This is a genomic window from Curvibacter lanceolatus ATCC 14669 (assembly GCF_000381265.1).
Classification (GTDB): domain Bacteria; phylum Pseudomonadota; class Gammaproteobacteria; order Burkholderiales; family Burkholderiaceae_C; genus Curvibacter; species Curvibacter lanceolatus.
This window is the reverse complement of the sequence record NZ_KB906269.1, coordinates 60,279-73,198: the sequence shown is the minus strand read 5'-3', so window position 1 is coordinate 73,198 and position 12,920 is coordinate 60,279. Positions and strand designations below refer to the sequence as shown.

The 12,920-nt window shown below is 65.9% G+C and carries 9 protein-coding genes; 3 read left to right on the top strand and 6 right to left on the bottom strand.

All coding sequences use genetic code 11. The features are described from left to right. The first annotated feature begins 78 nt into the window (after window positions 1–78). Window positions 79–369 (top strand): hypothetical protein, encoded by a 291-nt coding sequence (locus F624_RS0123655; protein WP_019576853.1) that lies wholly within the window; start codon window positions 79–81, stop codon window positions 367–369. On the opposite strand, the gene F624_RS0123650 is transcribed toward F624_RS0123655, so the two are convergent. The 6 genes from F624_RS0123650 to F624_RS0123625 form a co-directional block, all read right to left on the bottom strand. Continuing rightward, a complete protein-coding gene (locus F624_RS0123650; protein ID WP_019576852.1) occupies window positions 327–1,178 on the bottom strand; it encodes a PhnD/SsuA/transferrin family substrate-binding protein in 852 nt (283 codons plus the stop codon). The two genes, F624_RS0123655 and F624_RS0123650, sit on opposite strands and share 43 nt — an antisense overlap. 219 nt (window positions 1,179–1,397) lie before the next feature. Further along, window positions 1,398–2,099, bottom strand: a complete 702-nt coding sequence (locus tag F624_RS0123645) for a glutaredoxin family protein (protein ID WP_019576851.1) — start codon at window positions 2,097–2,099, stop codon at window positions 1,398–1,400. Window positions 2,100–2,125: 26 nt separating this feature from the next. Then, complete coding sequence (locus tag F624_RS0123640; protein ID WP_031256050.1) at window positions 2,126–4,147, bottom strand: M3 family metallopeptidase; 2,022 nt, start codon at window positions 4,145–4,147, stop codon at window positions 2,126–2,128. Window positions 4,148–4,178: 31 nt separating this feature from the next. Then, complete coding sequence (folD, locus tag F624_RS0123635) at window positions 4,179–5,036, bottom strand: bifunctional methylenetetrahydrofolate dehydrogenase/methenyltetrahydrofolate cyclohydrolase FolD (protein ID WP_019576849.1); 858 nt, start codon at window positions 5,034–5,036, stop codon at window positions 4,179–4,181. Between the two features lie 87 nt (window positions 5,037–5,123). Then, complete coding sequence (locus F624_RS0123630) at window positions 5,124–5,750, bottom strand: response regulator transcription factor (protein WP_019576848.1); 627 nt, start codon at window positions 5,748–5,750, stop codon at window positions 5,124–5,126. A 3-nt stretch (window positions 5,751–5,753) separates the two neighbouring features. Next, the gene (locus tag F624_RS0123625) at window positions 5,754–8,297 is read right to left on the bottom strand and encodes a PAS domain S-box protein (protein WP_019576847.1); all 2,544 of its coding nucleotides are present in this window, start codon (window positions 8,295–8,297) and stop codon (window positions 5,754–5,756) included. Between the two features lie 167 nt (window positions 8,298–8,464). On the opposite strand from F624_RS0123625, the gene aceE reads away from it, so the two are divergent. Together aceE and aceF are read left to right on the top strand one after the other, a co-directional pair. Then, entirely contained in the window at window positions 8,465–11,179 is a 2,715-nt protein-coding gene (gene aceE, locus F624_RS0123620; protein ID WP_019576846.1) for a pyruvate dehydrogenase (acetyl-transferring), homodimeric type, read from the top strand. Window positions 11,180–11,198: 19 nt separating this feature from the next. Continuing rightward, on the top strand, window positions 11,199–12,863 hold the full coding sequence (gene aceF / locus F624_RS0123615; RefSeq protein WP_019576845.1) for a dihydrolipoyllysine-residue acetyltransferase: 1,665 nt from the start codon (window positions 11,199–11,201) through the stop codon (window positions 12,861–12,863). Window positions 12,864–12,920 lie beyond the last annotated feature (57 nt).

The window sequence follows — 12,920 nt, the reverse complement described above, 5'->3', positions numbered from 1 at the left end:
CAGCGCCTTGCCGGTGGGCCAGCCGCTGGTGGCCACCACTTCACCGCTGGCATCGGTCACCGCCAGGTATTCGATGCCATGGATGGCATGGCTTTCATCGAGCACCGCCTGCACGGTGGCGTAGTCGTATTGGGCCAACGGAGCCACCAGGGCTGCCGACAGCACGGGAGCGATCTGATCGGCCTGCTCGCGGGCCTGATCGCCCATGGCGTCGTGCAGCAGGCGCAGGCTGTTGCCCACCAGCAGGGCCAGCATCACCATCTCGACCAGCAGGGCGGCCATGAGCAGGCGCCCGCGCACAGTGCGCCACGGCAGGTGCAGGCGCATCATTTGCCCTGCTTGAGGGTGAGCCTGACCTCGTTGGCGTAGGGCTCCAGGGCCACCAGTTCTCGGGGTTCCAGTGCGCGGTAGCCGCCCAGGTTGTAGTGGCTGAAGTACTGCCTGGCTTCGGGGGTGTCGGCAAAGGCGCGCAGTTGCGCCAGGATGTCGTCGTAGCGTTTGGTGTGGCGCTGGTTCAGCACGTACACGCGGCCCGCCATGGGCAGGCTTTCGGCCACCACGCGCAGGCGGTCGCGCACGGCGGGTTGCAGGCTCTGGAAGTTCGCCAGCGACATGAAGCCCACACTGCCTTCGCCCTTGAGCAGCAATTGGCCCACGCTGTCCGAGGCGCTGACATAGCGCATGGTGGTGTTGCTGACGCTGTTGCGGATCAGCCAGTGCTGGCCCCACAGGGTGACCAGCGAGCTGGCCGACAGGCCGATCACGGGCTTGTTGTTCAGGTCTTGCGGGTTGCGGTAAGCGCTGTCAGGGCCGACCAGGGCCACAGCCTTGAAATCGTTCTGGTAGGTGACCAGGGGGCGGTAGGCGGCGTCGGTCTGCAGCAGCCGGGCCTGGTGGCCGGTGGTGATGGCGATGTCGTATTGCTGGGCCATGGCCCGACGAGCGAATTCGGTGAAGTCGGGGGCGGTCACGATCTCGACCGGATGGCCCAGGGCCTTTTCCAGGTACAGGCGCAGGGGCTGGTACATCTCCAGAATCACCCGGGCACTGGAGTGGGGCGCCACCCCGATGCGGAAGGGGCCTGCCGCTGCCGGGCCCTGGGCTGCCGAGGCCACGCCGGCCAGGCCCAGCATGGGAAGGAGCATGAGCAGGGCGATCGCCCGCAGAAAAGTGCGCATGAGAAACCTTGAAGAAGACAGCCGACAGCGGTGAACCTGCCGAGGCGGCACCGACCGGTCATTTCTGACGACGGACGGGCTCCGAGTTTAGTGGCATCGTGCGCCCTTGGCACGTTTTGCAGGGCCCTGCAGTTGATCAAGGTCGTCCTGAGGCGCTTGAAATCAGCGTGCGCCGAAGCGGCATCGCTGGCTCCAATGCGCTGGCTCAAAAGCGCTGTCTCAGAACTGGAGCCCCGCGGGGTTGTTTTCAGTGGCGCGCCTGGGGGCTACCGGCAGTTCAGGGGCGGGCTTGGCTTTGGGCTTGGCGTCTCCGGGGGCCTTGGCCGGGGCATCGCCCGCGGGCACCAGCAGCTCAGGGGCTGGCCGGCGGTAGGTGGCGGGCAACTGGATCTGGGCCGGGTAGCCGGCCGCATCCAGGTAGCTGTTCCATTCGTTCTCCTGCAGGCCGCGCAGGAACTGGCTGCTGATGCTCAGCGCGGGCAGGGTGTCGCTGCCGCTCAACTGCTTGAACGAGCTGATGTCGGCGTTGGAAACGATGATTTTTTCGGCAAATGGGATGCCGCGGCTGACCAGCAGTTGACGTGCCGCACTGCAGACATCGCAATCGCGGGTCACATAGAGCGTGACCGGGTACTGGTTGGCCACACGACGCAGCTCCGGCGGCAGCGCACTGTTCGCCTCAGCCTGACCGCTGCCGGAGCGTACGGTAGCCACTTTGGCATCCGGTTTTTCGGGCGGTCGGTCCGAGAACGTGACCTTGCCGTCAGGGCCCACGATGCGGTAGACCTGCTGGGCGTGCACCGGCGTGGCCGCCATCAGCCCCGCGCCCAGGGCCAGCAGGGCGCCGAGCAACAGGGGCCCGGACACCCGCAGGTGCGTGGCCGGGGTGGGGGATTGGAGGGCTGAGGTGTGGGCGGCCATGGTCGGTCGGCTGGCTGGGGTCGGTCTCAGTTCATGCCCTGGTGGCGCAGCAGCGCATCCAGGCTGGGTTCGCGGCCTCGGAAGGCCTTGAACGATTCCATGGCCGGGCGGCTGCCACCGGCCTCGAGGATGGACTGGCGATAGCGCCGGCCGGTCTCGGGGTTGGGGCTGCCGTCGGGCAGCACGCTTTCTTCGAAGGCAGCGTAGGCGTCGGCGCTCAGCACCTCGGCCCACTTGTAGCTGTAGTAGCCGGCGGCATAGCCGCCCGCGAAGATGTGGCTGAAGGTGTGGGCCGTGCGGCTGAACACCGGCGGCTGCAGCACGGACACCTCGCGGCGCACCGCGGCCAGCACGTCCATGAAGGCGTCGGGCGCGTCGGCACGGGTGTGCAGCTCCATGTCGAACAGCGAGAACTCGATCTGGCGCAGGGTGCCCAGGCCGCTCTGGAAGTTCTTGCCGGCGATCATCTTGTCGAACAGGGCGCGCGGCAGGGGCTCGCCGGTGTCCACGTGGGCGGTCATGTGGCGCAGCACATCCCATTCCCAGCAGAAGTTCTCCATGAACTGGCTGGGCAGCTCGACGGCGTCCCATTCGACCCCGCTGATGCCCGACACGTCGCGCTCGCAGACCTGGGTCAGCAGGTGGTGCAGGCCGTGGCCGAATTCATGGAACAGGGTGATCACGTCGTCGTGCGTGAGCAAGGCCGGCTTGTCGCCCACGCCCGAGGCAAAGTTGCACACCAGGTGGGCCACCGGGGTCTGCAGCTGGCCGTTGTCGGGGCGCAGCCAGCGGGCGCGCACATCGTCCATCCAGGCACCACCGCGCTTGCCGGTGCGGGCCGGCTGGTCGAGGTAGAACTGGCCCACCAACTGGCCCTGGCGTTCGATGCGGTAGAACTCGACCGCAGGGTTCCACACTGGGGCCTGGTCGCGCCGGATGCTGACTTCGAACAGGGTTTCGATGATCTTGAACAGGCCGGCCAGCACCTTGGGGGCGGTGAAGTACTCTTTGACCTCTTGCTCGCTGAAGGCGTAGCGGGCTTCCTTGAGCTTTTCGCCGATGTACGGCCAGTCCCAGGGTTGCGGGTCGGCCAGGCCCAGCTCGGTGGCGGCGAACTGGCGCATGTCGGCCAGGTCCTGCTCGGCGTAGGGGCGGGCCTTGCGGCTGAGGTCGCGCAGGAACTCGCTGACCTGGGTGGGCGAATGGGCCATCTTGGGCACCAGGGACACCTCGCCGAAGTTGGCATAACCCAGCAACTGCGCCTCTTCGTGGCGCAGGGTCAGGATCTCGCGGATCAGCGGGGTGTTGTCAAAGCGGGCATCGCCCAGTTCGCTGGCGCGGGTGACGTAGGCGGTGTAGAGCTTTTCGCGCAGCGCGCTGCTGTGGGCGTACTGCATCACCGGCAGGTAGCACGGCATCTTGAGCGTGAGGCGGTAGCCGGCCTGGCCTTCGGCCTCGGCGCCCTGGCGGGCCGCCTGCACCACATCGGCGGGCACACCGGCCAGCTCGTCTTCGCTGGCGTAGTAGGCGAAGGCATCGGTGGCGTCGAGCGCGTTCTCGCTGAACTTCTGGGTGACCTCGGCGTGGCGCTCCTGGATCTGGGCAAAGCGTTCGCGGGCGGCGCCTTGCAGCTCGGCACCGGAGAGCACGAAGTTGCGCACGGCGTTCAGGTGGGCCTGGCGCTGCTCGGGGTTGAGGCTGGCCACGTCGATGGCCTTGTACTTGGCGTACAGGCGTTCATCGGCACCCAGGCGGGTCCAGAACTCGGTGACGCGGGGCAGGGCCTCGTTGTACGCGGCGCGCAGTTCGGGCGTGTCGGCCACGGCGTTCAGGTGGCTGATGGCGCCCCAGGCCCGGCCCAGGCGTTCGGTGGCCACATCCAGCACCCGGGCGATGGCCAGCCAGTCGGCCGGAAACTCGGGGGCAGTGACAGTTTCAAGGGCCTGGTTGGCATCGGCCAGCAGCACGTCGATGGCCGGGGCCGCGTCGTCAGGCTGGATCCGGTCGAACAGGGGCAGGTCGGAGAAGTCGAGGAGTGGATTGCTCATGCTTTGGATGGTGGCGCCGAAAAGGCTGGCTTCAAGCCCCTGCAGCCGCACGTTCTGCGGCCTCCAGGGTGTTGACGAGAAGCATGGTGATGGTCATGGGGCCCACGCCGCCGGGCACGGGGGTGATGTGGCTGGCAACCTCGCGCACGCCGTCGAAGTCGACGTCGCCGCAGAGCTTGCCTTCGTCATTGCGGTTCATGCCCACGTCGAGCACGACGGCGCCGGGCTTGACCATGTCGGCGGTCAGCACGTTGCGCTTGCCCACGGCGGCCACGATCACGTCGGCCTGCAGGGTCTGGGCCTTCAGGTCGCGGGTGGCGCTGTGGCAGATGGTGACGGTGGCGTTCTTCTGCAGCAGCATCAACGCCATGGGCTTGCCCACGATGTTGCTGCGCCCGATCACCACGGCGTGCTTGCCCTTGAGGTCGTAGCCGATGGATTCGAGCATCTTCATGCAGCCGTAGGGTGTGCAGGGCCAGAAGCCGGGCATGCCGGTCATGAGGGCGCCGGCGCTGGCGATGTGGAAGCCGTCCACGTCTTTCAGGGGCGAGATGGCTTCGATCACCTTTTGCGCGTCGATGTGCGCCGGCAGGGGCAGTTGCACCAGGATGCCGTGGATGCTGGGGTCGTTGTTCAGGGCTTCGACACGGGCCAGCAGTTCGGCCTCGCTCATGTCGGCTTCGTATTTTTCGAGCACCGAGTGCAGGCCGCTGTCCTGGCAGGCCTTGACCTTGTTGCGCACATAGACCTGGCTGGCCTGGTTGTCACCCACCAGCACCACGGCCAGGCCGGGTGTGACGCCCTGGGCCTTCAGTGCGGTGGCGCGTTCGGCCACCTGGGCGCGCAATTGCTTGGAGAGGGCGTTGCCGTCGATGAGTTGTGCGGTCATGTTTTCGGATTCTCAAGTAAAAACGCCCGCTGGAAGCATTCAGGCGGGCGAAGTTGGCTATGACGTTGATAGCAAAAAGGGGGGTGATCAGGCTTTCGGGGCGTTTTGTCCCAACGCAATCTTCAGCAGGTCGGCCACGGTGTTGGCATTGAGCTTTTCCATGATGTTGGCGCGGTGGGCCTCGACCGTCTTGATGCTGATGCCCAGGTCGTCGGCGATCTGCTTGTTCAGGCGGCCGGCGACGATGCGTTCGAGCACCTGGGCTTCACGCGAGGTCAGCTTGGACAGCAGGGCATCGCGGCTGGCGGCCTGCTGGTACTCGCTGAAGGCGCCCTTGGCGTGTTCGAGCATGCGCTCGACCAGGCCCAGCAGCTCTTCTTCCTTGAAGGGCTTCTGGATGAAATCCATGGCGCCCTTTTTCATGGTGTTGACGGCCATGGGCACGTCACCATGGCCGGTGATGAAGACGATGGGCAGCGGGGAGCGGCGTTCCAGCAGGCGGTCTTGCAGCTCCAGACCGGTCATGCCGCCCATGCGGATGTCGACGATCAGGCAGGCGACTTCGCGCGGGTCGTAGCGGCTCAGAAAGGCTTCGGCGGATTCGAAGCAACGAACCCGGTAGTCCTTGCCTTCGAGCAGCCATTGCAGGGAATCACGGACGGCTTCGTCATCATCAACAACGTAAACAGTGCCCTTCTTAGGAATCAAACTCATGCGTTACCCCGGGATCCTTGTCTGTTCAGCAGAACGTGCAGCGCCCTCAATGGGCTGTTGGGACACAGGTAACCAGAAGGAAAACCGGCAACCTGTGATGTCGGCGCCATTGTAGAGGTTCTCAGCCTCCATCCGGCCGCTGTGCGACTCGATGATGGAGCGGCACAGATTGAGGCCGATGCCCATGCCCTCGGCCTTGGTCGAGAAGAAGGCCTCGTACAGCCGCTCCAGGACCTCGGGGGCCAGGCCCTGGCCGGTGTCGACCACCGAGAATTCGACCGCGTTCTGGCCATCCACCTGGCGCGGCACCACGCGCAGCTCCACGCTGCGCCGCGGCGAGGGCCGGTCGGCGGCGTCGATCGATTCGGAGGCGTTCTTCATGAGGTTGACCAGCACCTGTTCGATCAGGATGGGGTCGACCAGCAGGCGCGGCAGGCGCGCGGCCACGTAGTAGCTCAGGCGCACATTGCGCCGGCGCAGCTCGATTTCGGCCAGCTCGACCGCCTCGCTGACCATGCCGCCGATGTCCGACAGGGTGCGGTTGGGCTCGCTGCGCTTCACGAAGGAGCGGATGCGCTGGATGATCTGGCCGGCGCGCTGCGCCTGCTTGGAGGTCTTTTCCAGGGCGGCCAGCAAGGCCTCCTCGGTGATCTGCTGGTCCTTGATGCGCGAGACCATGCCGTTGCAGTAGTTGTTGATGGCGGTCAGCGGCTGGTTGAGTTCGTGCGCCACGCTGGAGGCCATCTCACCCATGGTGATCAGGCGGCTGGCGTTCTGGGCGCGTTCGGCCTGGGCTGCGGCCTGTTCTTCGGCCTGGCGGCGCGGGGTGATGTCGGTGGCGATCACCATCTGGGCCAGGCGGCCGTCCACCCAGTTCAGGTAGCGCGAGCGCACTTCCAGCCACTTGCCGAGCTCGGGCACGAAGATCTCGGCGTTTTCGGCCTGGGCGGTGGTGAGGGACTCGGTGGGCAGGCCGGCCAGGCCGTCCACGTCGTCGAGCGACTGCTCCTGCGACTGGGTGGTGGGCACGCCGGCCTGGGCCACCAGTTGCAGGTGGCCGCCGGTGTGGGCGCCGAACCAGAGCCGGTACAGCTTGTTGGCAAACAGCAGCTCTTCGCTGCCCAGCGGGGCCACGGACACCGAGGCGTCCAGGGCCTCCAGCACGATGGTGAAGCGCTCGTACGAGGCCGAAAGTTGCTCGCGGATGCGGTTGGGCTCGGTGATGTCGGTCATCGAGGTCATCCAGCCGGTCTGGTGGCCATGGGCGTCGATCAGCGGCGACACATACAGCCGGGCGTCGAACAGGGCCCCGCTCTTGCGCTTGACCTTGACCTGGAAGCCACCCTGGATGGTCTTGCCCGACAGCTCATCGCGCAGGCGCGCAGCGAGTGCGGCATGGTCTTCTTCAGGCCAGTACGAGAAAGGGGGCGTCTGGCCGACCAGCTCCTGGGCCGTCCAGCCCGTCATCTGGCAGAAGGCCGCGTTCACGTAGCTGACCTTGCCGTCCATGTCCATGGCGCGCATGCCGGTGAGGATGGAGTTTTCCATGGCGCGGCGGAAATTGGTCTCGGCCACCAGGGCCTCTTGCGTGCGCACGCGCCGGCGCGTGTGGCGCCAGTTGGCGATCAGCATCCAGGCGGTCATGACGCTGAGCACGCCCACCAGCCAGAACTGGCCGCTGCCGATCAGGCCCAACGAGGTGCGGTAGCCCTGGGCGCGCAGCAGCAGGCTGTTGCCAATCGGGGACACCGGCACCTCGAACTCATTGGCCTTGACCGTCCAGGGCAGCAGGCGGCTGGCCTTGCTGTGCGGCGGCAGCACGGCGCCGGCCAGCAGGTGGCCCTTGGCATCGATCAGCGACACCGCGTACTTGGCCAGCACCTCGGTGGGGGCGCCGTAACGCAGCAGGCCATCCACCGAGTACTCCGCCGCCACCACGCCGGCAAAACGGCCTTGCTCATTGAGCGGCACGTGCAGTTGCAGCAGGGCCGAATCCTCACTGCCCAGGGGTTGCGAGTAGACGGGCTGCTGCAGGTCCTTGGTCAGGCCATAGGTGTCGTCGGTTTCACCGGCGTGCAGGGTGTCGCCGGTGGTCAGCAGGCGTGAGGCTGGCACGGTGGGGGCGGCGCGCGAGGCGCGCACGCGGCGCTTTTCGTCGATCCAGCTCAGGGTCTGCAGTTCGGGGTACTGGTTGATCAGGTTGTCGGCGCGGGCATTGAAGTCGTTGCGGTTGAGCTCGCGGTTGGACACATCCCGCGCCAGGCGCATCAACTGCTCCTGGCGCTCCAGCAGGCGCAGGCGCAGGCGCTGCTGGGCGTATTCCACATCTCGTTTCACGGCTTCGTGTTCGCGCTCGATTTCCTCGGCCCGCAGGTACCAGAATGCAGAACCGATGGCGGCCAGAAACAACACCACGGCCACCAGAGGGGCCAGCATGGCGAAGCGGTCCTGCCGGTTGGGGGACTGTTGACCCCACCAGTGGCGGATCCAGGCGACGGTGCGCAGTTTGCCGGCGCTGGACGGCACGGCGGAATCAGACGGTTGCATGCCCTCAAGTGTAGGGGAGGGGGCTCAAGTGTCAGGTCATGTATCGGAGGTGGAAAACATGTAAGTTCATAATGCGAAATTGAAGGTCATCATTTGAAATATGGCATTTTTATGCGACACTCGCCCGGTCAAAAACCATGACGCAACCCCTTTAGCAGGAGACAAGCATGTCAGCCCAACCCGAGCACGTGCCCGGCATTGCTGCCAACCCGGCACAAGACCTGGACAACCAAGAAACCCGTGAGTGGATGGACGCCCTGTCCGCCGTGATCGAAGCTGAGGGCCCAGAGCGCGCCCACTTCCTGCTTGAGCAACTGCTCGAACACGCGCGCGAGCACAGCATCGACATGCCGTTCTCGGCCACCACCGGTTATGTCAACACCATCGAGCCTGACCAGGAAGAGCGCTGCCCTGGCAACATCGAAATCGAGGAACGCCTGCGCGCCTACATGCGCTGGAACGCCATGGCCATGGTGGTCAAGGCCAACCGCCACCACCCGGTGGACGGCGGTGACCTGGGCGGCCACATCGGCTCGTTCGCCTCGTTGGCCCACATGTTTGGTGCCGGCTTCAACCACTTCTGGCATGCCGAGAGCGAAAACCACGGCGGCGACTGCCTGTACATCCAGGGCCACGTGTCGCCCGGCGTGTACGCCCGCGCCTACCTGGAAGGCCGCCTGACCGAAGAGCAGCTGCTGCATTTCCGCCAGGAAGTGGACGGCAAGGGCCTGTCGAGCTACCCGCACCCCAAGCTGATGCCCGAGTTCTGGCAGTTCCCGACCGTCTCGATGGGCCTGGGCCCACTGATGGCCATCTACCAGGCCCGTTTCCTGAAGTACCTGCACGCCCGTGGCATCGCCAACACCGAAAACCGCAAGGTGTGGGTGTTCTGCGGCGACGGTGAAATGGACGAAGTCGAATCGCTGGGCGCCATCGGCCTGGCCGCGCGCGAAAAGCTCGACAACCTGATCTTCGTGGTCAACTGCAATCTGCAGCGTCTGGACGGCCCGGTGCGCGGCAACGGCAAGATCGTGCAAGAGCTCGAAGGCGAGTTCCGCGGTGCCGGCTGGAACGTGATCAAGCTGCTGTGGGGCTCTGATTGGGACCCGCTGCTGGCCCGCGACAAGGACGGCGCGCTGCGCAAGGTCATGATGGAAACCCTGGACGGCGACTACCAGTCGTTCAAGGCCAACGACGGCGCCTACGTGCGCAAGCATTTCTTCGGCCGCGATCCGCGCACCCTCGAGATGGTGTCCAAGATGAGCGACGAGCAGATCTGGGCGCTGCGCCGCGGTGGTCACGATCCGCAGAAGGTGTACGCCGCTTACGCCGCCGCCACCAAGCACAAGGGCCAGCCCACCGTGCTGCTGATCAAGACCGTCAAGGGCTTCGGCATGGGCAAGGCCGGTGAAGGCAAGAACAACGTTCACCAGACCAAGAAGCTGACCGACGAAGACATCAAGATCTTCCGCGACCGCTTCAACATCCCGATCCCGGACAGCGATCTGCCGAGCATCCCGTTCTACAAGCCGGCCGACGACACCCCGGAAATGCAGTACCTGCACGAGCGCCGCAAGGCCCTGGGCGGCTACCTGCCGCACCGCCGCACCAAGGCCGACGAGCAGTTCACCGTGCCCTCGCTGGAGGTGTTCAAGTCGGTGATGGAACCCACGGCCGAAGGCCGCGAGATCTCCACCACCCAGGCCTATGTGCGTTTCCTGACCCAGTTGCTGCGTGACCAGGCCCTGGGCCCGCGCGTGGTGCCGATCCTGGTGGACGAGGCCCGTACCTTCGGTATGGAAGGCCTGTTCCGCCAAGTGGGCATCTACAACCCCGCAGGCCAGCAGTACACCCCGGTCGACAAGGACCAGGTGATGTACTACCGCGAAGACAAGGCCGGCCAGATCCTGCAGGAAGGCATCAACGAAGCCGGCGGCATGAGCAGCTGGATCGCTGCGGCCACCAGCTACAGCACCAGCAACCGCATCATGGTGCCGTTCTACGTGTACTACTCGATGTTCGGCTTCCAGCGCATCGGCGACCTGGCCTGGGCGGCGGGCGACATGCAGGCCCGCGGCTTCCTGCTGGGCGGCACCTCGGGCCGCACCACGCTGAACGGCGAAGGCCTGCAGCACGAAGACGGTCACAGCCACATCCTGGCCGGCACCATCCCGAACTGCGTCAGCTACGACCCGACCTTCGCGCACGAAGTGGGCGTGATCCTGCACCATGGCTTGAAGCGCATGGTTGAAAAGCAGGACAACGTTTTCTACTACCTGACCCTGTTGAACGAGAACTACGCGATGCCCGGCCTGACGCCCGGCACCGAAGAGCAGATCATCAAGGGCATGTACCTGTGCAAGGAAGGCGCCAAGCTGACCCCGCGCGTGCAACTGTTGGGTTCGGGCACCATCCTGCGCGAAAGCATTGCCGCGCAAGAGCTGCTTGAAAAGGACTGGGGCGTGGCCGCCAACGTCTGGAGCTGCCCGAGCTTCAACGAACTGACCCGCGACGGTCAGGAAGCCGAGCGCTTCAACCTGCTGCACCCGCTGGAAACCCCGCGCGTGCCGTTCGTGGCCCAGCAACTGGCCGCTCACAGCGGCCCGGTGGTGGCTTCGACCGACTACATGAAGGCCTATGCCGAGCAGATCCGCCCCTTCGTCCCCAAGGGCCGCACCTACAAGGTGCTGGGCACCGACGGCTTCGGTCGCAGCGACTTCCGCAGCAAGCTGCGCGAGCACTTCGAGATCAACCGCCACTACATCGTGGTGGCTGCGCTCAAGGCGCTGAGCGAAGAAGGCACGGTGCCGGTGGCCAAGGTGGCCGAGGCGATTGCCAAGTACGGCATCCAGGCCGACAAGATCAACCCGCTGTACGCCTGATACGGCCAGGAGACACAACATGGCATTGGTAGATATCAAGGTCCCCGACATCGGTGATTTCGACGAAGTGGGCGTCATCGAACTGTTGGTCAAGGTGGGTGACACGGTCAAGGCCGAGCAGTCGCTGATCACGGTCGAATCCGACAAGGCTTCGATGGAGATCCCCTCGTCGCATGCCGGCGTGGTGAAGGAAATCAAGGTCAAGCTCGGCGACAAGGTGTCCGAAGGCTCGGTGGTGGTGGCGCTGGAGGTGGCGGGTGCCGCCGAAGCCCCCGCCGCAGCGGCCCCTGCGGCTGCCGCCCCGGCGCCTGCCGCGGCTGCGCCGGCCCAGGTGGCCGCACCCGTGGCCGCCCCGGCGGCCGCCGGCCCGGTCAATGTGCTGGTGCCCGACATCGGCGATTTCAAGGACGTGGCCGTGATCGAGCTGCTGGTCAAGCCTGGCGACGCCGTGAAGGCCGAGCAATCGCTGATCACCGTCGAATCCGACAAGGCCTCGATGGAGATCCCTTCGTCGCACGCCGGCGTGCTCAAGGAGCTCAAGGTCAAGATCGGCGACAAGGTCAACATCGGTGACCTGATTGCCGTGCTCGAAGGCGCCGCGGGCGCTGCGGCCCCTGCCGCTGCCCCGGCCCCGGTGGCTGCGCCCGCTGCGGCTGTTGCTGCCGCTGCCCCGGTGGCGGCTGCTGCCGTGGCTGCCGCTCCGGCCGCCCTGGCCGTGCCGGCCCACCAGCCGGGCACGCCCTCGGCTGCGCTGCCGCATGCATCGCCCTCGGTGCGCAAGTTCGCCCGCGAACTGGGTGTGCCGCTGGACGAGGTCAAGGGCACCGGCCTCAAGGGCCGCATCACCCCGGCCGACGTGCAGGCCTTCACCAAGGCCGTGATGGCCGGTGTGGCGCAGACCAAGGCGCAAGCCGCCAAGGCCCCGGCTTCGACCGGCGGTGGTGGTTCCGAGCTGGGCCTGATCCCCTGGCCCAAGGTCGACTTTTCCAAGTTCGGCCCGATCGAGCGCAAGGAACTGGGTCGCATCAAGAAGATCAGCGGCGCCAACCTGCTGCGCAACGCCATCATGATCCCGGCCGTCACCAACCATGACGATGCCGACATCACCGACCTCGAAGCCTTCCGCGTTTCCACCAACAAGGAAAACGAGAAGAGCGGCGTCAAGGTGACCATGCTGGCCTTCCTGATCAAGGCCTCGGTGGCCGCGCTCAAGAAGTTCCCCGAGTTCAACAGCAGCCTCGACGGCGACTCGCTGGTCTACAAGCAGTACTACCACATCGGTTTTGCCGCCGACACCCCGAACGGCCTGGTCGTTCCGGTGATCAAGGACGCAGACAAGAAGGGCGTGCTGCAGATCAGCCAGGAAATGGGCGAACTGGCCAAGAAGGCGCGCGACGGCAAGCTGGGCCCGGCCGACATGAGCGGTGCCACCTTCACCATCTCCAGCCTGGGCGGCATTGGCGGGCGTTACTTCACGCCCATCATCAACGCGCCCGAGGTGGCGATCCTGGGCGTGTGCAAGAGCCAGATCGAACCCAAGTGGGACGGCAAGGCCTTCCAGCCGCGCCTGATGCTGCCGCTGTCGCTGACCTGGGATCACCGCGTGATCGACGGGGCTGCTGCCGCGCGCTTCAACGCCTTCCTGGGTCAGATCCTGGCCGACTTCCGTCGCGTCCTGCTGTGATGGCACGGCACCCCACGCACGCTGTGGTGTGGGCTGGCGGCGCCCGGCAGGCCGGCG

Coding starts and splice junctions, on each gene's coding strand:
- F624_RS0123655 (WP_019576853.1), top strand. CDS start 79: ATGGATGGCATGGCTTTCATCGAGCACCGCCTGCACGGTGGCGTAGTC.
- F624_RS0123650 (WP_019576852.1), bottom strand. CDS start 1,178: ATGCGCACTTTTCTGCGGGCGATCGCCCTGCTCATGCTCCTTCCCATG.
- F624_RS0123645 (WP_019576851.1), bottom strand. CDS start 2,099: ATGGCCGCCCACACCTCAGCCCTCCAATCCCCCACCCCGGCCACGCAC.
- F624_RS0123640 (WP_031256050.1), bottom strand. CDS start 4,147: ATGAGCAATCCACTCCTCGACTTCTCCGACCTGCCCCTGTTCGACCGG.
- folD (WP_019576849.1), bottom strand. CDS start 5,036: ATGACCGCACAACTCATCGACGGCAACGCCCTCTCCAAGCAATTGCGC.
- F624_RS0123630 (WP_019576848.1), bottom strand. CDS start 5,750: ATGAGTTTGATTCCTAAGAAGGGCACTGTTTACGTTGTTGATGATGAC.
- F624_RS0123625 (WP_019576847.1), bottom strand. CDS start 8,297: ATGCAACCGTCTGATTCCGCCGTGCCGTCCAGCGCCGGCAAACTGCGC.
- aceE (WP_019576846.1), top strand. CDS start 8,465: ATGTCAGCCCAACCCGAGCACGTGCCCGGCATTGCTGCCAACCCGGCA.
- aceF (WP_019576845.1), top strand. CDS start 11,199: ATGGCATTGGTAGATATCAAGGTCCCCGACATCGGTGATTTCGACGAA.